Genomic DNA, 19,780 nt, shown 5'->3' with positions numbered 1-19,780 from the left:
CATCTATGCGTAGGATCGGCGCCGGCGTGATCGATCGAATCACCCAGGCCTGTGTCTGCGCCAGCCTGCTGCTGGCCCCGATGACCGCGACCCAGGCGGCCACTGAAGACGACCCTTGGGAGGCGGTGAACCGTCCGATCTTCAGGTTCAACGATACCGTGGACACCTATGCCCTCAAGCCGTTGGCCCAAGGCTACCAGGCTGTCACACCGCAGTTTCTCGAAGATGGCATCCACAACATCTTCCGCAACCTCGGCGATGTCACCAACCTCGCCAACGACGTGTTGCAACTCAAGCCACGCGCGGCAGGTATCGACACCGCGCGGCTGATCGTCAACACCACGTTCGGCCTGGGCGGTTTCTTCGATGTGGGCACCAAGATGGGCCTGCAGCGCAATGACGAGGACTTCGGCCAGACCCTCGGTTACTGGGGCGTGCCCAGTGGCCCTTACGTGGTCATTCCGCTGCTCGGGCCAAGCACCGTGCGTGACGGCCTGGCCAAGTACCCAGACAGCTACACCGAACCCTACCGCTACATCGATCACGTGCCTACGCGCAACTCGATCTTCGCCCTGGACGTGATCGACACGCGTGCCAGCCTGCTCTCGGCCGAGAAGCTGATGCAGGGTGACAAGTACATCTTCATCCGCAACGCCTACTTGCAGAACCGCGAGTTCAAGGTCAAGGATGGCGAGGTCGAAGACGACTTCTAAGCGTTGCGCTCATGCACAGGGGCCTGTCGGTTAAGTCTTTGTTGCTGTAGTTGGGGTCGCGCAGCGGCCCCATTGGCTTAACAGACTGGCACTAACCCTTTCGTCTGCGTGGCGCTCAGTGCATCGCCAGGATGCGCAGGCCGAACTTCTGCGCACCGTCCGGCTGATCGGCGATCCACACCACCTCGGTGCTGGCGTGCAGGCCGCTCAAGGCCTGGATGTCGGAACTGATGTGCACATCGAGCTGATCACCCACCTGAAAACGCTGTGGTGCACTGACCTGCATGCCGCTGCTTGAGAGGTCGATGCAGGTGGCGCTGATCACCTGGCCGGCATGCACCAGGTTGATCTCGGTATCGATGCGCATGCGGATAAAATCGCGCTTTTCGCTGTAGTCACGTTGGGACATGCCGGTATCCTTTCCTCAGGTCGCGCTGGTCGGCTTTGTTATAACGCTGTGTGATTTGCCCTGTAAAGTGCAGGGAAGTCTACCTTCTCGCGCTTGAAACGCCAGGCGGATGGGAGTACCGTCAGCGCCTTACAGGGCACCTCCCTATTTGCCGGACCCGTCTTCATGTCCTACAACTCAAATAGAGAGTGGCTAGAGAGCATTTCCAGTAGCCGTCTGTCGGCCCGCCCACAGTCGCTACGCCAACCAAATCTGGCGCCGTTCGCCCACATGCAGAAAACCAGTGCAACGCTGCTGATTATCGATGACGACGACGTGGTACGTGCCAGCCTCGCCGCCTATCTGGAAGACAGCGGCTTCAGCGTCCTCCAGGCCGGCAATGGCCAGCAGGGGCTCCAGGTCTTCGAAGAACACCAGCCCGACCTCGTGATCTGCGATCTGCGCATGCCGCAGATGGGTGGCCTCGAATTGATTCGTCGCATCAGCGAACGCGCGCCGCAGTTGCCGGTGATCGTGGTGTCGGGTGCCGGGGTCATGAGCGATGCAGTCGAGGCCTTGCGCCTGGGCGCTGCCGATTACCTGATCAAACCCCTGGAAGACCTGGCGGTGCTCGAGCATTCGGTGCGGCGTGCCTTGGATCGCTCGCACCTGGTCCTGGAAAACCAGCGCTACCGCGACAAGCTCGAGGCGGCCAACCGCGAACTCGAAGCCAGCCTGCACCTGCTACAGGAAGACCAGAACGCCGGGCGCCAGGTGCAAATGAACATGCTCCCGGAGAGCCCGTGGGTGGCCGGGGAGTTCGCCTTCGAGCACCAGATCATCCCGTCGTTGTATCTGTCGGGTGATTTTGCCGATTACTTCCGGGTCGATGAGCGGCGCATCGCCTTTTACCTGGCGGACGTATCCGGGCATGGCGCGTCGTCGGCATTCGTCACCGTGCTGCTCAAGTTCATGACCACGCGGCTGTTGTTCGAATTCAAGCGCAGCGGCAAGATGCGCGACTTCAAGCCCTCGGAAGTGCTCGGGCACATCAACCGTGGGCTGATCAACTGCAAGCTGGGCAAGCATGTGACCATGGTCGGCGGCGTCATCGACGAAGACACCGGCCTGCTCACCTACAGTGTCGGTGGCCACTTGCCATTGCCGGTGCTGTATACCCCGAACGGCGTGCGCTACCTTGAAGGTCGTGGCCTGCCGGTGGGGTTGTTCGATGAGGCCAGTTATCAGGATCAGGTGCTGGAGCTGCCGCCGCAGTTCAGCCTTACCCTGATGTCTGATGGCATCTTGGACCTTTTGCCGGGGCCCACACTCAAAGATAAGGAAGCTGCCTTGCCGGAGATCGTCAAGGCGGCGGGGGGTAGCCTGGAGGGGCTGCGCCAACGATTCGAATTGGCTACGCTTGGGGAGATGCCGGATGATATCGCCCTATTGGTGTTGAGCAGGAACCTTGAATGACTACCGGTAGAATCCAGTTCGCCGAACAGAGCGGCACCTTCGTTCTGAAATTTGTCGGTGAAGTGCGCCTGACCCTGTGCTCGGCGCTGGATGCGACGATCGAGAAGATCTTCACAGCGCTGAACTTCTCGGCCATCGTCATCGATCTGACCGAGACCGAAAGCATCGACAGCACTACCTTGGGCCTGCTGGCGAAGCTGTCGATCCTGTCGCGGCAGAAAGTCGGCTTGTTGCCAACCGTGGTGACCACCAACCCGGACATCTCGCGCCTGCTGCAATCGATGGGCTTCGATCAGGTGTTCAACATCGTCGATCGCCCAGTGCCTTGCCCCGAGTGCCTGACCGACTTGCCGTCGCAGGACCAGGACGAGAGCGTGGTGCGCTCCAAGGTGCTGGAGGCGCACAAGATCCTCATGGGCTTGAACGACTCCAACCGCGAAGCCTTCCATGACCTGGTCAGCGCGCTAGAACGCTCCTGATTCAATCCCTGTGCTGGTTGCCTGCTCCCAGGCACCGCATAGCCTGTGGGAGCGGCGGTTCGGCGCCCCGATTTACCCGCGAAGCAGCCAGCACGCTATCAAGCGTCTACTCACGCCCGTCTGACGAATTCCGTCGCCGGTTCTCCATCGGCATTGAGCTGCAACACCCGCTCCGGTCGTCCCTGCGCATCGAAGAACACTTGCCCCAACCCTGCGCTGTTCCATAACCGCTCGCCCGCCTTGCTGTGGCTGGGGACGCGCGGGACCACCTCCATTTGCCGGCGCTGGGTGAACCAGTTGAGCGGCGAGCGCGGCGAGTAGAGCCAGCGGTTGAGGCGGTCCAGCACATCCAGCAGGCGCCGTGGAAATTCGTTCTTGATGCCGCTGCTGGTCACCTGCCACAGGTGCGGGCTGTGCTGGCGGTGGCGGATCAGCACTTCGTAGACGAACGAATAGTGCACATCGCCCGACAGCACAACATAGTGCCCCGGTGTGCGCGAGTGGCGGAATATGTTCAGCACCACCTGGGCGGCGCCGCGGTGGGCCATCCAGTTCTCGGCGTCCACCAGCAGCGGGTAGCCCAGCGCACTGAACACCCGCTGCACCGCCTCAATCAACTTGACCCCGAAAATCGGCGCCGGTGACACGATGATCGCCGAAGGGTGGTCGAGCAGAGCCTGTTGCAGCTCGCACAGCGCCTCCCAATCCAGCAGCCCGGAGGGCTTGTCCAGGCTGCGCTCGCTACGCCAGCGGCGAGTGCGGGTGTCCAGCACCAATAGCGGCGGATTGCTTGGCAGTTGGTACTGCCAGCCCTGAAAGCGCAGCAGTTCGCCGATCAGGGCATCCTGGGCGTTGCCCTGTTGCAGGTCGTGGCACTGCCCGATCAGTGGGGCGCAGGCGTCAGGATCGTTGCCCCACCCTTGGCACAGCAGATACCCCAACAGCGCATTGCCGATGATCCGCCGTGAGAACGGATGGCCGTAGGCGGTCTGCTCCCACTGTGCCGACAGGTTCCAGTCGTCGGTGATGTCGTGGTCGTCGAAAATCATCAGGCAGGGCAGGTGGGCCATCGCTCGGGCCACCTGGCCGAGGCCGTCGCGAAACGCCTCGATCAGCGGCAGCTCGCGTAGGTAGCGGGCTTGGTGCTCGGCTGCGAGCCCAGCAGGCATGTCCATGTCCACCAATGTCCACGGCAGCGGCGACCATGCCAGCAGGTACATGGCCATGACCTCGGCGAACGTCACCAAATGATTGTCGGCGTTGCTGGACGAGAAGATCGGCTTGCGCTTGCCACCGAAGAAGCGCTCGCGCAGCGACGCGTTGGCCTCTTGTGCCGGCAGCAGGTCGGGGCGGCGGTAATAGCAGGCCGGGTGGCGGTACAGCGCCTTGGCACTGTCCACCAGGGCGCCGTCCAACGCCTCGTCGAACAAGCCCAGGCGCGCGATCAGGGTGTGGATGGCCCGCAGCATGGGGCCGGCGACATCGTCGGCGTAGACCTGATCGCCGGTCATCAGCAACACCGCAGGCCGCTCTGCTGGCAATGGATTGGCCGCCAGCAGGCGGTCGGCGCAGAGCAGCCCGTCCGCTACCGGGTGGTGTGGCTTGCGGCAGGAGCCGTGGAGCAACTGGTCCATCTGTGTGCGCAGCACCAGGTTGGGCCGGCTGGCGCCTGGGTAAAGCAGGTGCGGCGCCCAGTCGGCGATACTCTGGCCATTGCCCAGGAGCACGTCGTAGCTCAGCGCCACATCGCAGGGCAGTGGGTGGTCGAAGCGGATGTCCAGCAAGTGCACGAAGGCTTGCTCGCCCACGGCGATGGTGTCGCAAGAAAGGCGCGGCGTGATGCCGGGGAAGTCGAGCAAAAACGCGGGCTGCAAGGGCTGCGAGCCAACCAGCCAGATCGCCAGGCGCTGGGGTTCGAGGCGGCGCAGGACCGGGCCTGCGAGGACGAGGGGGAGTGGGGCGGCAGGGGACATCTGAGGCTCGGCTTGGTGGGCGGTCGAAAGCGTTATCGCGGGGCAGACCCGCATTCACAGCGGTTGAGCCGTAGGGCCGGGCGTGCCCCGCGATCCGCGTTACTCGCCACCCCAACGAAAAACGGGCGAAGAATGCTCGGCATTCCCCACCCGTCGATCAACCGGAATATGTTTCAGGCCTTGTCAGCCATCAGATTCTCCAGTTTTTCCTGGTCGCGCGCGAATTGGCGGATACCTTCGGCCAGTTTCTCGGTGCCCATGGCATCCTCGTTCATCGCCCAGCGGAACTGGCTCTCGCTCAGGTGCTGCTTGGCTTCGCCAGTATTGCCTGGCTTGAGGATACGCGGCAGCTCGCCCTGATCGTCGGACAGTTGTTGCAGCAGCTCAGGGCTGATGGTCAGGCGGTCGCAGCCGGCCAGTTGCTCGATCTGGCCGATGTTGCGGAAACTCGCGCCCATGACCACGGTGTCGTAACCGTTGGTCTTGTAGTAGTCGTAGATGCGGGTCACCGACTGCACGCCCGGATCCTCGGCGCCGACATACTCTTTGCCGGTGCTTTTCTTGTACCAGTCGTAGATGCGCCCTACGAACGGCGAGATCAGGAACACCCCGGCATCGGCGCAGGCCTGGGCCTGGGCGAAGGAGAACAGCAGGGTCAGGTTGGTCTGGATGCCTTGCTTTTCGAGTTTCTCGGCGGCGCGGATGCCTTCCCAGGTGGAGGCCAGCTTGATCAGTACGCGATCGCGCTGTATGCCCGCCGCTTCGTACAGCGCAATCAGCTGTTGGGCCTTTTTCAGCAGCGCCGGCTCATCGAACGACAACCGGGCATCCACTTCGGTGGAGATCCGCCCTGGAATCACCTTGAGAATGCCCGCCCCCACGGCCACCGCGAACTTGTCGCAGGCCAGGTCGATATTGCCCTTGGCATCGCTTTTGACCTGCTTGAGCAAATCGGCGTAACCGGGGATGGCGGCAGCCTTGAGCAGCAGCGACGGGTTGGTGGTGGCGTCCACCGGCTTGAGCCGGGTGATGGCGTCCAGGTCCCCGGTGTCGGCGACCACGGTGGTGAACTGTTTGAGTTGTTCCAGCTTGGAGGTCATGGGCGTGCTCTGTCCTGTGCAATGGCTCGACATTACCCGAGCCCCGGCGGCCACTCAAGGGCCGGCCTGGTGCCGGGTTGCGCAGCCGCCCCGGACGCCGGGGCCACTGCACGACAAGCCTTCGAGTCGCAACCCTGGCGCAGGTTCCCTCAGCGCCCTTGCAGCAGCTCGGCGGCCTGGTCCAGCACCGCCAGCGGCGCGTCGGTCTTGTGAATGTCGGCCGAGAGCAACTGGCGGAATTTGCGCGCGCCCGGGAAGCCTTGGCCAAGGCCCAGGATATGCCGGGTGATGTGATGGATCGCGCCCCCGCTCTGCATGTGCGCAACGATATACGGACGCAGTTTTTCCATCGCCTCGCTGCGGCTCACCACCGGCGCCTGGCTGCCGAACAGCTGCTGGTCCACCTGCGCCAGCAGGTACGGGTTGTGGTACGCCTCGCGCCCCAGCATCACCCCGTCGAAGGTTTGCAGGTGGGTGTGGCATTCTTCGAGGGTCTTGATCCCGCCGTTGAGCACCAGTTCCAGCGCCGGGAAATCGGCCTTGAGCTGCGCGGCTATGTCGTAGCGCAGCGGCGGAATCTCGCGGTTTTCCTTGGGCGACAACCCTTCGAGGATGGCGATGCGCGCATGCACGGTGAAGCTGCGGCACCCCGCGTCGCGCACCTGACCGACGAAATCGCACAGCTCGGCATAGCTGTCGCGGCCATTGATGCCGATGCGGTGCTTGACCGTCACCGGAATGCTCACCGCATCCTGCATGGCCTTGACGCAATCGGCCACCAGCGCCGGATGGCCCATCAGGCAGGCGCCGATCATGTTGTTCTGCACCCGGTCGCTGGGGCAGCCGACGTTGAGGTTGACCTCGTCATAGCCCGCCTGCTCGGCCAGTTTGGCGCAGGCCGCCAGGTCCGCCGGCACACTGCCGCCCAGTTGCAGGGCCAGCGGGTGCTCGGATATGTCGTGGCGCAGGAAACGGTTGGCGTCGTTGTGCAGCAGGGCACCGGTGGTGACCATTTCGGTGTAGAGCAGGGCGTTTTTGGATAGCAGGCGTAGGAAGAAGCGGCAATGACGATCGGTCCAGTCCATCATCGGTGCAACACTGAACCGGCGGGAGGGCTCAGGGCGCATGTTTTCTGGCTTAGAGCCTGATTTGGCAGTCATTTCGTTCAACGTGTTCTGTACCGATTTTCGGGGGTTATGGGGCGTTTTTACCAAGCGCTTGGTACAATGTACCAACCGAATCAGGACGTGTACCAATTCTCATGGCAACGATCAGACCCCGTAAGAAGGCAGACGGCACCATCAGCTACACAGCTCAGATCCGCATCAACCGCGATAAGGTGACAGTCTACCAAGAGAGCCAGACGTTCGCCCGTAAACAGGCCGCCGTGGCCTGGGCGAAGCGACGGGAGACGGAGCTGGCTGAACCTGGTGCGATCGAGCGGGCCAGTCGAGTAGGGCAGACGGTCAAGCAGATGATCGAGCGCTATCTGGTCGAGGCTGAGAAAGCCCGGCCGCTGGGCGAGACGAAGCGACGCACGTTGAACGCCATCAAGAAAAGCTACTTGGGCGAGAAGGTTGACTCCGACATTACCCAGCAGGTGCTGGTGGACTTTGCGCTATGGCGCATGAGCCCAGAAGGGGGAGAAGTCAAGCCGCAAACGGCCGGCAATGATCTGGCACACCTGGGCTCGGTGTTGTCACTGGCGAGGGCAGCGTGGGGGTATGAGATTGATCCGCAGGCAATGCCAGATGCCCGCTTGGTGCTGAAGAAGTTCGGCTACAACATGAGAAGCCGTGAGCGCGATCGGCGTCCGACACTGGATGAAATCGACAAAGTGCTGGAGCACTTCTTCGAGATGCTGCGGCGGCGCCCAAGCGTCATCCACATGCCCAAGGTAATGGCGTTCGCAATCTTCTCGACACGTCGAATGGACGAGATTAGTCGCATCCTTTGGGAAGACCTGGATGAGCACCGGCAGGCTGTGAAGGTGCGGGATATGAAGAACCCTGGCCAGAAGATTGGCAACGATGTCTGGTGTTACTTGCCAGATGAGGCCTGGATAATCGTGCAGAGCATGCCCCGAGAGTGTCGCGAGATATTCCCGTACAACACCGATTCAATCGGTACGGCATGGTCTAAAGCATGCAAGATGAAGGGTATCGAGGATCTGCACTTTCATGACTTGCGTCACGAAGGGGTGAGCCGGCTGTTCGAAATGGACTGGGATATACCGAGGGTTTCGAGTGTGTCCGGTCATCGTGATTGGAATTCCTTGCGTCGATATGCTCATTTGCGAGGCAGGGGAGATAAGTATAACGACTGGAAATGGATGGGCAGAATTTTAGGCTCTGAAGTGAAGTTAGGTTCTCGAGTTAAAGGAAAATAAGAGATGGGTATGCGGGAAATTAAGATTAGTGGGCTTAAGATGCGATGGTTTATTTACGCGGTGTTGTTTGGGATGGCTCCGATTTTCTTGCGTCTCCTTGTAGGTTCATTGACGCAGGGTGAGAAGGCGATTTCCTTGCTCGCGCCTTCTGATTTTATTGCATTTGGCATAGTGCTGCAGGTTTCGATATTCAATGAAATTAAATATCATGACCTCGATGATGCAGAGTGGAAGCATAGTATGATGGGTTTTTCTGCTCTGCTAATGTTGATCTATTCTGGACTTTATGTTCTGCTGTTGATGTCGGAAATAGTTGATAGTGTAAATGTTAAGGCTATTTTGAATTCTTCACTCATATTCTCGCTGATCTCTCTTTTGCTTTGCTGGGTATCTTATGATAGAATGTCAAAATCGTCCGAATTCGGGTCGAGGGAGTAACGACATGACAGTCACAATATATATTTTCACAGCTGTGTTTGCAGTTGCTGGAATAGCTTTTGCGGCTTGGACATTCATTGATACTCGCAAAAGATATTATCACGACTTTATGAAAAGGAAGTCCGAGCGTGAAAAACTTCATTTACCTTGATCGCTTCAAGGTGTACTCCCTCTCTTCGCAGTTGATGTCAGGCGTTACGGAGTACATCCTGGAAGAAAAGCAGCAAAGCCTACAGGAAAATGAAGAGCAAAAAGGACCTGTTGGGAGTGGGCGGATTATTGCCGAGATTATTGAAAAAACGGCATCTAGTGTTGAAAAGAAATTCCTGCATGATTATGCCTATTCGCTTTTTGAGAGTCGACTCAAAGAGGATAATAAACTTTTAGATTTGACTGGGCTTACTTATAGTGATGTGCTTGGGAGTGTGTCTCATGGTCAGCTCGTTAAAGTAAAAGGTAAAGCAAAAATCGTCGACTACCTGGAGGTCGTAAGGTCTTTAAAAGCGATGGAGTCAATCATGCCATCCCTCGGGGTAGTGACGTCTAATGACGAGCGAACATTGTTGGCTGAAAACCTAGACTCGCTTTCAGGTGCTGCTAAATCCGAAGCTATTGGCCGTTTAAAAAAACTTAACGATATAAAAAATTTCCGTCAGTCAGAGCATACCAACTTCTTTCAGAAGCATCTCTCGGAAGTCATGGAGTATGCCTTTGATGGGGCTCTTGAGTTGGAGGTTGGATTTGATGGCTACAAGGTTTCCGCGGATCTCAATCGTGATCATTTGAGAGAACCAATTAATACGGTCGTTAAGAAGTATTCGAGATTTACGGAAGTTGAATTCTGTATGGTCGGTGTGGTGACACAGGTTGGTGCTGTTGAGCCGGTTCCAGAAGCTGATGAAGTTACAGAGGAACACAACATGCGTGAGGCCATATCCATTACCACCGCTGCAATTGCGGGGTTGGAACGATCATTTCGCTGCCGTCCTGACAATGAAATCATAGTGGATCCTATCGCGATTTTTACTGAGTTGTAATGCTGGGAAAGGGGCTGACGGCGCTTTTCCAGTATTATGTTTGGTTGCGTTATGGATTAGATTAGCAAGGCGCCGATAAAACTCGGCGCCGCGGTTTATAGTTAACTGGCGCGGTAGGCTCTGTTTAATTGCGCGCATTCTTTGCGCGCAGCATCCCGTTGATGATCCAAGTATAGGGCCAGATCAGAAATATGGATCCCCCGGGCACTCTTTTGGCTCGGTTCGAGTCGGGTAATGGGGATCTTGATCTGGCCGGCGAGCACCTTGCGCTGGAACATCTCGGGCGTGAGGTGTGTGAAGTAGTCGGTGCAGAGCTGCTCCAGCGAGATAATTGCCTTCCCGTTGTACTGCGCCATGAGTACGAAAGCTGTATTCATGCTCGTCCCCTTAATGCTCGTTTTGCAGCAACATTCGCCATATAGGTTGCCCATTTGCTGCTCTGGCGCTGCTGGCGGATCCGGCTGCGGCTGGAGTGTCGTCGGGTTGACCTGCCTTTGCCGCAGACATCGCAGATAGCGTGCAGGTCGAGGCTGTGGGAGGCCATAGGTGGGCGTATGCGTTCGCTCATGGCAGCACCTCCAGGACATGTCTATCGCGGGCAAGCCCGCTCCCACGGTCCGTTGTGAATCAGTTGGCTGCTGACCAAGCCAGCAAAGCGCCAAACACCGCCAGCCAACCCCTCAACGCCGCATCCCCAGCTCCGCATCATCCATCAGCGCCTTAGCCATCGCTGTCAGATAATGCGCAGCCCAAACCAGTTGCTCGTTCTTATCCAGCACCCCGGCCAACGTCATCTCGCGCACGCACCCCATCAGTTCCGAAGCTTGCTCGCGCGCATGCTGGCAAGGAATGCCCGGCTCAATGCAGAACAGTGGTTCGCTATGGCCTTCTCCCTGATAGAACTTGGTCTTGCCAACCGTGGTTTTCGGCATGGTGTCATCGGTGGTCATTGTTCAATCTCCCTGAACGGCTGGATGCCTCAATGCTGCGTCTGTGGCGCCTTGAAGAACTGCAACTGAATCAGCGCCGACTCAAGCAATGAGCGCAGCGCACCTAGCTCATGGGCCGAGGTCAGCATCAGTGCCGTAGCGGGAGACTTGGGAGCTATCTGGACAGCCTGATGTACCACGGCTTGTGCGCACATGGCGTACTCGGTGGCCTGGATGAGAGTGTCTTCCAGGGAGTGGCAGTTATGCGGTGGGTCGGGGACGATCTTCAACATCACGATTTTCCTCCTTGGCGCCGCCACCTGCCTGCTGTCAAACAGAAGGGTGGCAGCTGTACGTGGGTTGACAGACCGGCGAAAATCGTAAAATTCCGGCGCACGCAAGCGTGCCCGCACGTACAGCCGCCATAGAGGTGAGCCGTATACGATTTTTTCGTCGCAGCCTGTCAAAGCTGTGTCGTTGATATGCAACGACACGCCGAGACTAGATACCGACCCAGGCGGCTGCAACGGAAAAACGGCGGTAGGAGGATATTTGGGAAACGGACTACAAGAAAGGGCTTAAATCTGATTGTTGCCGCACCTCACTACCCAAACACCCCCGCCTGAATCTTTACGCTTTCTTTATCCCCCACCCACCGCCCTGATCTCGCCCCTTTACGCCCACCCCTCGGACAATCCTCCCAAAGCGGCCAGCAAGCCGCATTACGGGAGACTTCCTCATGTACATGCTCGACGAACTGTCACTGCTGTTGGCAGTGGCATTGGCGATTTACCTGCTGGTCGCGCTGCTGCGCGCCGATCGCAGCTAAGGGGCCGCCATGCACAGTTACGACTACCTGTTGCTGCTGGCGTTCTTCGCACTCGTGCTGTTGCCAGCGCCGTGGCTTGGGCGCTTCTACTACAAGGTGATGGAGGGCCAGCGCACCTGGCTGTCGCCGGTCCTTGGCCCGGTCGAGCGCACCTGCTACCGCGTGGCGGGTGTGCGCGCTGACCGGCAACACAACTGGAAGCAATACGCCCTGGCGCTGCTGGCCTTCAACTTGGCCGGTTTCGGGCTGCTGTTCGCCGTGCTGTTGCTGCAAGGCAGCCTGCCGCTCAACCCGCAACACCTGCCGGGCCAGGAATGGTCGCTGGCGCTCAACACCGCTGTCAGCTTCGTGACCAACACCAACTGGCAGGCCTACAGCGGCGAAGCCTCGCTCAGCTACCTGAGCCAGATGCTCGGGCTGACCGTGCAGAACTTCGTCAGCGCCGCCACTGGCTTGGCGGTGCTGGTGGCGCTGTGCCGGGGCATCACCCGGCGCTCGACCGGCAACCTTGGCAACTTCTGGGTCGACCTGACGCGCGCCACCCTCTATGGCCTGCTGCCGCTGTGCCTGCTGCTGGCGCTGCTGCTGGTGTGGCAGGGCGTGCCGCAGACCTTCAGCGACTACGCCCACGCGGTCACCCTGCAAGGCACTGAGCAGACCATCCCCCTGGGCCCAGCCGCCAGCCAGATCGCCATCAAGCAGCTCGGCACCAATGGCGGTGGCTTCTTCGGCGTCAACTCGGCGCACCCGTTCGAGAACCCTACGGCCTGGAGCAACCTGTTCGAAGTGGTCTCGATCATCCTGATCCCGGTGGCCCTGGTGTTCACCTTCGGCCACTACGTCAAGGACTTGCGCCAGAGCCGCGCGATCATCGCCTGCATGCTGGCGCTGTTCCTGATCGGCGCCAGCGTCGCGCTGTGGTCGGAATACCAGCCCAACCCGGCGCTTGAAAGCGCCCAGGTGCAGCAGGACGCACCGCTCGAAGGCAAGGAAAGCCGCTTCGGCACTACCGCCTCGGTGCTGTGGGCGGTGACCACCACGGCGGCCTCCAACGGCTCGGTCAATGCCATGCACGACAGCCTCAACCCCCTGACCGGCATGGTGGCGATGGTCAACATGATGGTTGGCGAGGTGATTTTTGGCGGCGTCGGTGCCGGGCTCTACGGCATGTTGCTGTTCGTGCTGATCGCGGTGTTCCTGGCCGGGCTGATGATTGGCCGCACCCCCGAATACCTGGGCAAGAAACTCCAGGCCCGCGAGGTGCAGTTGCTGGTGGCGACGCTGCTGGTGATGCCGGTGGGCGTGCTGGTGCTCGGCGCGATTGCCGCCAGCCTGCCGGGCCCGGCGGGGGCGGTCAGCAATCCGGGGGCGCATGGCTTCAGCCAGTTGCTGTACGCCTACACCTCGGGCGCTGCCAACAACGGCTCGGCCTTCGCGGGCTTCGGCGCCAACACGGTGTTCCATAACCTGATGATCGCCCTGGCCATGCTCATCGGCCGCTTCGGCTACATCCTGCCGGTGCTGGCCCTGGCCGGCAGTCTCGCGGCGAAGAACAGCGCGCCGCAGGGCTCGAACAGCTTCCCCACCCACGGCCCGCTGTTCACCACCTTGCTGCTGGTGACCATCGTGCTGGTGGGCGGCCTGACCTTCCTGCCGAGCCTGGCCCTTGGGCCGATTGCCGAACACCTGAGCCTGGGTTTCTGAGGAATACACCATGAACATGCCGATTCCCGATGTGAAAGCGCCCCACGGTGCCAAGGACCAAACCCGTTTCAGCGCGCTGTGGCGCCCGGCGCTATGGCAGGCGGTGGTCAAGCTCGACCCGCGCCAGCTCAAGCGCTCGCCGGTAATGCTGGTGGTGGCCCTGACTGCCATGCTCACCACTGCGCTGTGTTTTGCCCCCGGTAACGGTGTAAGCACCGGCGTTGCCATGCAAATCGCCGTGTGGCTGTGGTTCACCGTCCTGTTCGCCAACTTTGCCGAAGCCTTGGCCGAAGGGCGCGGCAAGGCCCGTGCCGACAGCCTCAAGGCGGGCAGCCAGGGCTTGATGGCCCAGCGCCGTAAGGGTGATGGCAGCTTCGAGGCGGTCGCCGCCGCCCAACTGCGCAAGGGCGACGTAGTGCGGGTCGTGGCCGGTGAGATGATCCCTGGCGATGGCGAGGTGCTCGAAGGTATCGCTGCGGTCAACGAAGCTGCCATTACCGGCGAATCTGCGCCAGTGATCCGTGAGTCTGGCGGTGATCGTTCGGCGGTCACCGGCAATACCCGGCTGGTGTCTGACTGGCTGCTGATCCGCATCACCAGCAACCCCGGCGAATCCACCCTGGACCGCATGATCGCCCTGGTGGAAGGCGCCAAGCGCCAGAAGACGCCCAACGAGATCGCCCTGGATATCCTGCTGATCGGGCTGACCCTGATCTTTCTGATCGTGGTGGTCACGCTACAGCCATTCGCCCACTTCGCCGGAGGCAGCCTGCCGCTGATCTTCCTCGCCGCGCTACTGGTGACGTTGATCCCCACCACCATCGGTGGGCTGCTCTCGGCCATCGGCATTGCCGGCATGGACCGCCTGGTGCGACTCAACGTGATCGCCCGTTCGGGCCGCGCGGTGGAGGCCGCAGGCGATGTGCACACGCTGATGCTCGACAAGACCGGCACCATCACTTTTGGCAACCGCCGTTGCAGTGCCTTGCACGCCGCCTCCGGCGTGACCGCCAAGGAGTTGGGGGAGGGCGCCTTGCTCGCCTCGCTGGCCGATGACACCGCCGAGGGCAAGTCGATCGTCGAGTACCTGCGCCAACTGCATGATTTCGCCGAGCCTTCGGCCAGCCAGTACGAGGCGATTGCCTTCAGTGCCGAGACGCGGCTGTCGGGTATCGACTTCCAGCAGCGCCGCTACCGCAAGGGCGCGGTCGATGCGGTGCTGGCCTTCGTCGGCATGCCGCGCCTGGAAATGCCAGCGCCCTTGGCGCGCGAAGTGGAGCGCATCGCGCAGAGCGGCGGCACGCCGCTGCTGGTGTGTGTCGACAAGCGCCTGCTTGGGGTAATCCACCTCAAGGACGTGGTCAAGCCCGGCATCCGCGAGCGCTTTGCCGAACTGCGCAAGCTGGGCATCCGCACCGTGATGGTCACTGGCGACAACCCGTTGACCGCTGCTGCCATCGCAGCCGAGGCTGGGGTCGACGACGTGCTGGCCGAAGCCACGCCTGAGAAGAAACTGGCGCGCATCCGCCAGGAGCAAAACGACGGCCGCCTGGTGGCCATGTGCGGTGACGGCGCCAACGACGCCCCGGCCCTGGCCCAGGCCGATGTGGGCATGGCCATGAACGACGGCACCCAGGCCGCCCGCGAGGCCGCCAACATGGTCGATCTGGACAGTGACCCGACCAAGCTGCTGGATGTGGTGCAGGTGGGCAAGGAGCTGCTGGTGACGCGTGGCGCCCTGACCACCTTTTCCATCGCTAACGACGTGGCCAAGTACTTCGCCATCCTGCCGGCGCTGTTCGCGGCCATCTACCCGCAACTGGGCGTGCTCAACCTGATGGGGCTGGCCAGCCCGCAGAGTGCGATCTTGTCGGCCATCGTGTTCAACGCGCTGATCATCATCGTGCTGATCCCGCTGGCCTTGCGTGGGGTGCGCGTGCAGGCCGCCAGCGCCGCGCAACTACTGCGGCGCAACCTGCTGATCTACGGGGTTGGCGGTCTCATCGTGCCGTTTGCCGGGATCAAGCTGATCGACGTTGTGCTCAATGCCCTGCACCTGGTTTGAAGGAGAGACTGACATGACCGCTTATGTACGCCCGGCCCTGAGCCTGGTGCTGCTGATGACCTTGGTCACCGGCGTGCTGTATCCCCTGGCCGTCACCGGCATCGCCCAGGTGGCCTTCCCCGAGCAGGCCAACGGCAGTCTGGTGCGTGATGCGCGAGGCGTGGTGCGCGGCTCGGCGTTGATTGCCCAGGCATTCGAAGGCGACGCGTGGTTCCAGCCGCGCCCCTCTGCTGGCGCCTACGCCACCGTGGCTAGCGGTGCGAGCAACCTGGCGCCGAGCAATCCGGTGCTGGCCGAGCGGGTGCAAAGCGCGGCCAGCACGCAGTATCAGGCTGCGCAGGGGCCGGTGCCCCAGGCCCTGCTGACCACCTCGGCCAGCGGCCTGGATCCGCACTTGCCGCCCGAGGCCATCGCCTACCAACTGCCGCGCGTGGCGGCGGCGCGGCAGGTGGCGCCAGAGCGCTTGCAAGTGCTGGTCGATGACGCCACGCTGCGCCCATTGATCGGGCCGCCGGTGGTGAATGTGCTGGCGCTGAACCAAGCACTGGAGCGCCTGGCGCCGCTCACCGAACGTTAACGCCACACCCATGTAGGAGCGGCCTTGTGTCGCGATGGGGCGCGCAGCGGCCCCGGCGATTTTGCGTGATGCCGAGATCCTGGGGCCGCTGCGCGCCCCATCGCGACACAAGGCCGCTCCTACACCAAGCCATTGCATCATTACAGGACCTGACATGAGCAACCCCACCCGCGCCGATGCCTTGCTCGCCGGCCTGCCCCGCGAAGGTCGCGGCAGGCTAAAGGTATTTCTTGGCGCCGCCCCGGGGGTCGGCAAGACCTTCGCCATGCTTCAGGCCGCCCACGCTCAGTTGCGCCAGGGTGTGGCGCTGGTGGCGGGGGTGGTCGAAACCCATGGCCGCAGTGAAACCGAGGCGCTGCTCGCCGGGCTCCCCCAGCAACCGTTGCTGCGCAGCGAGTACCGTGGCGTCACCCTCGAGGAAATGGACCTCGACGGCCTGCTCAAGGCCGCACCGCCCCTGGTGCTGGTGGATGAGCTGGCGCACAGCAATGCCCCCGGCAGCCGCCACGCCAAGCGCTGGCAAGATGTGCAGGAACTGTTGGCCGCTGGCATCGACGTGTACACCACGGTCAACGTCCAGCACCTGGAAAGCCTCAACGACAAGGTCCGCGACATCACCGGGGTGCAGGTGCGCGAAACCCTGCCCGACTGGGTGCTGCACGAGGCCTTCGAACTGGTGCTGATCGACCTGCCGCCGCGTGAGCTGCTCGAACGCCTGCGCGAGGGCAAGGTGTATGTCCCCGAGCAGGCTCGCGCCGCCATCGATGCGTTTTTCTCGCAGACCAACCTGACCGCCCTGCGCGAGCTGGCCATGCAGACCGCCGCCGCTCAGGTCGACGCCGACCTGGCCAGCGGCTACCGCCAGCGTGGCCAAGAGGCCCCGGCCTTGCGCGGGCGTTTGCTGGTTGGCATCGATGGCGACGAGCAGGCCGAGCGCCTAGTGCGCCATGCCAGCCGCGTCGCCCAGCGCCGGCATCTGCCCTGGAGCGTGGTGTACGTGGACAACGGCCGGCTGCGCGACGAATCGGCCCGCCATCGCTTGCAGGCTGCCCAGCAGTTGGCCGAGCGATTGGGCGGCGAGGTGGTGCTGCTGCGCGCAGGCGAGGTGGCGCGCACGCTGATCCAGCATGCCGCCGAGCGCCGCGCCAGCCTGGTACTGGTGGGTCAGTCCCGCGACCGCCTGCGCCGGCGGCTGTTCGGCGCAGGCGTGGCGGCGCGCCTGCTGCGCGAAAGCCATGGCCTGGAAATCAACGTGCTCGACCGCGACGCCCAGCCGCCCCCGGCACGCGCGGCGGTACGGCAGGTGTGGGTGTGGCGTCACTACCTGCTGGCGCTGTTGGCCACGGCACTGGCCGCTGGGCTGGCGTGGGGCGTGTCGCGCGTCCTGGCGCTGCCTAACATTTCCCTGGTGTTTCTCGCCGCAGTGTTGCTGGTAGCGGTACGCAGCAGCCTCGGCCCGGCGCTGGCCTGTGCGGTGTTGTCGTTCCTGGCCTATGACTTTTTGTTCATTCCGCCGAATTTCTCGTTCAGCATCCAGCGCGAAGAAGACGTACTCACCCTGGTGTTCTTCCTGCTGATGGCGGCGCTGACCGGCAACCTGGCCGCCCGCCAGCGCCGCCAGTTACAGGCGCTGCGCGAAACCCAGGCGCAGACCAGTCAACTGCTCGACCTGTCGCGCCGACTCACCGTGGCCACCGATCGTCAGGCGGTGTTCAATGCCGCTGGCCAGCATCTGGATGGCTGGCATGATGTGCAGGTGTGCTTGCTCGAACGTGACGCAGAAGGGCTTTTGCACGTGGTCGGCGGTACTGCTGCGGCGTTCACCGACATCGAACGCGCGGCGGCCGAGTGGGCCTGGCAACAGGGCCAGGCGGCCGGCTTTGGCAGCGATACCTTGCCGCACGGCCGCTGGTGGTGGTGGCCGCTGGCGGTAGAAGAGCAGCCCCTGGCGCTGCTCGGCGTGCGCCCGCGCAACGCTGAGCCGCTCGCTGCGCAGCGGCGGCGCTTGCTGATGGCGCTGGCTCAGCCCCTGGCTCAGGCACTGGCGCGCGCGCGCCTGGGCGAGCAACTGGAGGCGGCGCGCCTGCACGGGGAGACTGAGCAACTGCGCAGTGCCTTGCTCGCCTCGGTGTCGCACGACCTGCGTAGTCCGTTGACCGCCATGCGCGGCAGCATCGACAGCCTGCTGGCGCTGGGCGAGGCGATCCCGATCCAAGATCGGCGCGAGCTGCTCGAAGGCACTCGCGATGAAGCCGAGCGCCTGGACCGTTACATTCAGAACCTGCTGGACATGACCCGGCTGGGCCACGGCGCTTTGAAGCTGGCACGTGACTGGGTGGCCCCGGCCGATATCGTCGGCAGCGCCCTCAACCGCTTGCGGGTGGTGCTGGCACCGCTGCGGGTGCATACCGAGGTGCCGGCTGAATTGCCCTTGCTGTTCGTGCATGCGGCGCTGATCGAGCAGGCGCTGGTTAACGTGCTGGAGAACGCTGCGCGTTTCTCGCCGCCGCAGGGCCGCTTGCTGTTGCAGGTGACGGTGCAGGGCGCGCAACTGTGCCTGGCCGTCAGCGACCAGGGCCCCGGTATTGCAGCAGAGGAGCGCGAGAAGATTTTCGACATGTTCTATACCGCTGCGCGCGGTGACCGGGGCGGGCAGGGTACGGGTCTGGGGCTGGCCATCTGCCAAGGCATGATCGGCGCCCACGGCGGGCATATCCTGGTGGGCGACGGCATCGATGGCCAGGGCACGTGCATCACACTATGCTTGCCGCTGCCCAACCAACCCGAGCCTGAAAGTGAAGCCCCATGAGCCAAGCCGCCACCCTGTTGGTGATTGACGACGAGCCGCAGATTCGCAAGTTCCTGCGCATTAGCCTGGCGTCTCAGGGCTACAAAGTGCTCGAAGCCGGCAGCGGCGCCGAGGGGCTGGCCCAGGCGGCATTGGGCAAGCCGGACTTGGTGGTGCTCGACCTGGGCCTGCCGGACATGGACGGCCAACAGGTGCTGCGCGAGTTGCGTGAATGGAGCACGGTGCCGGTGATGGTGCTGTCGGTGCGTGCCAGCGAGGTGCAGAAAGTCGATGCGCTCGATGGCGGGGCCAACGACTATGTGACCAAGCCATTCGGTATTCAGGAATTTCTCGCCCGCGTACGTGCCTTGTTGCGCCAGGCGCCACAGCTGGGCGCGGGTGTGGCGACGGCGAATTTTGGTCCTTTGCAGGTGGATTTCGCCTTTCGCCGGGTGACTCTCGACGGCGTCGAAGTGGCGCTGACGCGCAAGGAGTACGCGTTGTTGGCGCAACTGGCCGGGCACCCAGGGCGGGTGATCACCCAGCAGCAGTTGCTCAAGGATATCTGGGGGCCGACCCATGTGGACGACACCCACTACCTGCGCATTGTGGTGGGGCATCTGCGGCAGAAGCTGGGGGATGACCCGACTGCGCCGAGGTTCATCATTACCGAGGCGGGGGTGGGTTACCGGTTGGTGGCGCCGGTGTGAAGCCGCTTATGTGCGGCGTCTCCCCCGCGATCTTGCCTTGGGCTCAGATCCTGGGGTCGCTGCGCGCCCTGTTCGCGGCACAAGGCCGCTCTTAATAGATCTGATCTGCACACAACGTGTTGACTTAGCAGGGATCTGGAGGGAGCGGCGTGCTTGCGAAATCAGTTCTCTGCGCGACAGCGCAG

The 19,780-nt window shown here is 62.1% G+C and carries 19 protein-coding genes; 12 read left to right on the top strand and 7 right to left on the bottom strand.

All coding sequences use genetic code 11. The features are described from left to right. The first annotated feature begins 5 nt into the window (after nt 1-5). Entirely contained in the window at nt 6-713 is a 708-nt protein-coding gene (locus FEM01_RS14220) for an MlaA family lipoprotein (protein WP_138220127.1), read from the top strand. A gap of 115 nt (nt 714-828) precedes the next feature. On the opposite strand, the gene FEM01_RS14215 is transcribed toward FEM01_RS14220, so the two are convergent. Beyond that, nucleotides 829-1,122, bottom strand: coding sequence for a PilZ domain-containing protein (locus FEM01_RS14215; RefSeq protein ID WP_138220126.1), 294 nt, complete (start codon nt 1,120-1,122; stop codon nt 829-831). Nucleotides 1,123-1,392: 270 nt separating this feature from the next. Between FEM01_RS14215 and rssB the strand changes: the two genes are divergently transcribed. Both rssB and rssC read left to right on the top strand, forming a co-directional pair. Further along, complete coding sequence (gene rssB, locus FEM01_RS14210) at nt 1,393-2,577, top strand: two-component system response regulator RssB (RefSeq protein ID WP_138220313.1); 1,185 nt, start codon at nt 1,393-1,395, stop codon at nt 2,575-2,577. Next, the gene (gene rssC / locus FEM01_RS14205; RefSeq protein WP_138220125.1) at nt 2,574-3,056 is read left to right on the top strand and encodes an anti-sigma factor antagonist RssC; all 483 of its coding nucleotides are present in this window, start codon (nt 2,574-2,576) and stop codon (nt 3,054-3,056) included. Before rssB ends, rssC begins: the two co-directional genes overlap by 4 nt. Before the next feature lie 110 nt (nt 3,057-3,166). On the opposite strand, the gene FEM01_RS14200 is transcribed toward rssC, so the two are convergent. The 3 genes from FEM01_RS14200 to dusA form a co-directional block, all read right to left on the bottom strand. Continuing rightward, entirely contained in the window at nt 3,167-5,029 is a 1,863-nt protein-coding gene (locus FEM01_RS14200; protein ID WP_138220124.1) for an alkaline phosphatase D family protein, read from the bottom strand. A 173-nt stretch (nt 5,030-5,202) separates the two neighbouring features. Further along, nucleotides 5,203-6,129, bottom strand: a complete 927-nt coding sequence (gene tal, locus FEM01_RS14195) for a transaldolase (protein WP_138220123.1) — start codon at nt 6,127-6,129, stop codon at nt 5,203-5,205. A gap of 149 nt (nt 6,130-6,278) precedes the next feature. Further along, nucleotides 6,279-7,256, bottom strand: coding sequence for a tRNA dihydrouridine(20/20a) synthase DusA (dusA, locus tag FEM01_RS14190; protein WP_171030964.1), 978 nt, complete (start codon nt 7,254-7,256; stop codon nt 6,279-6,281). A 134-nt stretch (nt 7,257-7,390) separates the two neighbouring features. On the opposite strand from dusA, the gene FEM01_RS14185 reads away from it, so the two are divergent. The 3 genes from FEM01_RS14185 (at nt 7,391) to FEM01_RS14175 (ending at nt 9,993) form a co-directional block, all read left to right on the top strand. After that, nucleotides 7,391-8,518: a site-specific integrase gene (locus FEM01_RS14185; protein ID WP_138220121.1), complete on the top strand. Its 1,128-nt coding sequence runs from the start codon at nt 7,391-7,393 to the stop codon at nt 8,516-8,518. A gap of 3 nt (nt 8,519-8,521) precedes the next feature. After that, nucleotides 8,522-8,956, top strand: coding sequence for a hypothetical protein (locus tag FEM01_RS14180; RefSeq protein WP_138220120.1), 435 nt, complete (start codon nt 8,522-8,524; stop codon nt 8,954-8,956). A 128-nt stretch (nt 8,957-9,084) separates the two neighbouring features. Beyond that, a complete protein-coding gene (locus FEM01_RS14175) occupies nt 9,085-9,993 on the top strand; it encodes a DUF6414 family protein (protein ID WP_138220119.1) in 909 nt (302 codons plus the stop codon). 101 nt (nt 9,994-10,094) lie between these two features. On the opposite strand, the gene FEM01_RS14165 is transcribed toward FEM01_RS14175, so the two are convergent. From FEM01_RS14165 to FEM01_RS14150, 3 genes are all read right to left on the bottom strand, one after another. Continuing rightward, complete coding sequence (locus FEM01_RS14165) at nt 10,095-10,370, bottom strand: pyocin activator PrtN family protein (RefSeq protein WP_138220118.1); 276 nt, start codon at nt 10,368-10,370, stop codon at nt 10,095-10,097. Nucleotides 10,371-10,673: 303 nt separating this feature from the next. Then, on the bottom strand, nt 10,674-10,943 hold the full coding sequence (locus tag FEM01_RS14155) for a DUF3077 domain-containing protein (protein WP_138220116.1): 270 nt from the start codon (nt 10,941-10,943) through the stop codon (nt 10,674-10,676). 29 nt (nt 10,944-10,972) lie between these two features. After that, on the bottom strand, nt 10,973-11,215 hold the full coding sequence (locus tag FEM01_RS14150) for a hypothetical protein (protein WP_138220115.1): 243 nt from the start codon (nt 11,213-11,215) through the stop codon (nt 10,973-10,975). Between the two features lie 446 nt (nt 11,216-11,661). Between FEM01_RS14150 and kdpF the strand changes: the two genes are divergently transcribed. From kdpF to FEM01_RS14120, 6 genes are all read left to right on the top strand, one after another. After that, nucleotides 11,662-11,751 carry a K(+)-transporting ATPase subunit F gene (gene kdpF / locus FEM01_RS14145; protein ID WP_138220114.1) on the top strand — a complete coding sequence of 30 codons (90 nt, stop codon included), beginning with the start codon at nt 11,662-11,664 and terminating at the stop codon, nt 11,749-11,751. 9 nt (nt 11,752-11,760) lie between these two features. Further along, nucleotides 11,761-13,455, top strand: coding sequence for a potassium-transporting ATPase subunit KdpA (gene kdpA, locus FEM01_RS14140; protein ID WP_138220113.1), 1,695 nt, complete (start codon nt 11,761-11,763; stop codon nt 13,453-13,455). A 10-nt stretch (nt 13,456-13,465) separates the two neighbouring features. Then, a complete protein-coding gene (gene kdpB, locus FEM01_RS14135) occupies nt 13,466-15,520 on the top strand; it encodes a potassium-transporting ATPase subunit KdpB (RefSeq protein ID WP_138220112.1) in 2,055 nt (684 codons plus the stop codon). A 13-nt stretch (nt 15,521-15,533) separates the two neighbouring features. After that, nucleotides 15,534-16,097, top strand: a complete 564-nt coding sequence (kdpC, locus tag FEM01_RS14130; protein WP_138220111.1) for a potassium-transporting ATPase subunit KdpC — start codon at nt 15,534-15,536, stop codon at nt 16,095-16,097. Between the two features lie 154 nt (nt 16,098-16,251). After that, on the top strand, nt 16,252-18,906 hold the full coding sequence (locus FEM01_RS14125) for a sensor histidine kinase (RefSeq protein WP_138220110.1): 2,655 nt from the start codon (nt 16,252-16,254) through the stop codon (nt 18,904-18,906). Then, a complete protein-coding gene (locus FEM01_RS14120) occupies nt 18,903-19,595 on the top strand; it encodes a response regulator (RefSeq protein ID WP_138220109.1) in 693 nt (230 codons plus the stop codon). Before FEM01_RS14125 ends, FEM01_RS14120 begins: the two co-directional genes overlap by 4 nt. Nucleotides 19,596-19,780: the final 185 nt, after the last annotated feature.

Origin of the sequence: Pseudomonas mosselii, assembly GCF_005796105.1 — a bacterium.
Lineage (GTDB): Bacteria > Pseudomonadota > Gammaproteobacteria > Pseudomonadales > Pseudomonadaceae > Aquipseudomonas > Aquipseudomonas mosselii_C.
This window is presented reverse-complemented; position numbering and strand designations above follow the sequence as displayed.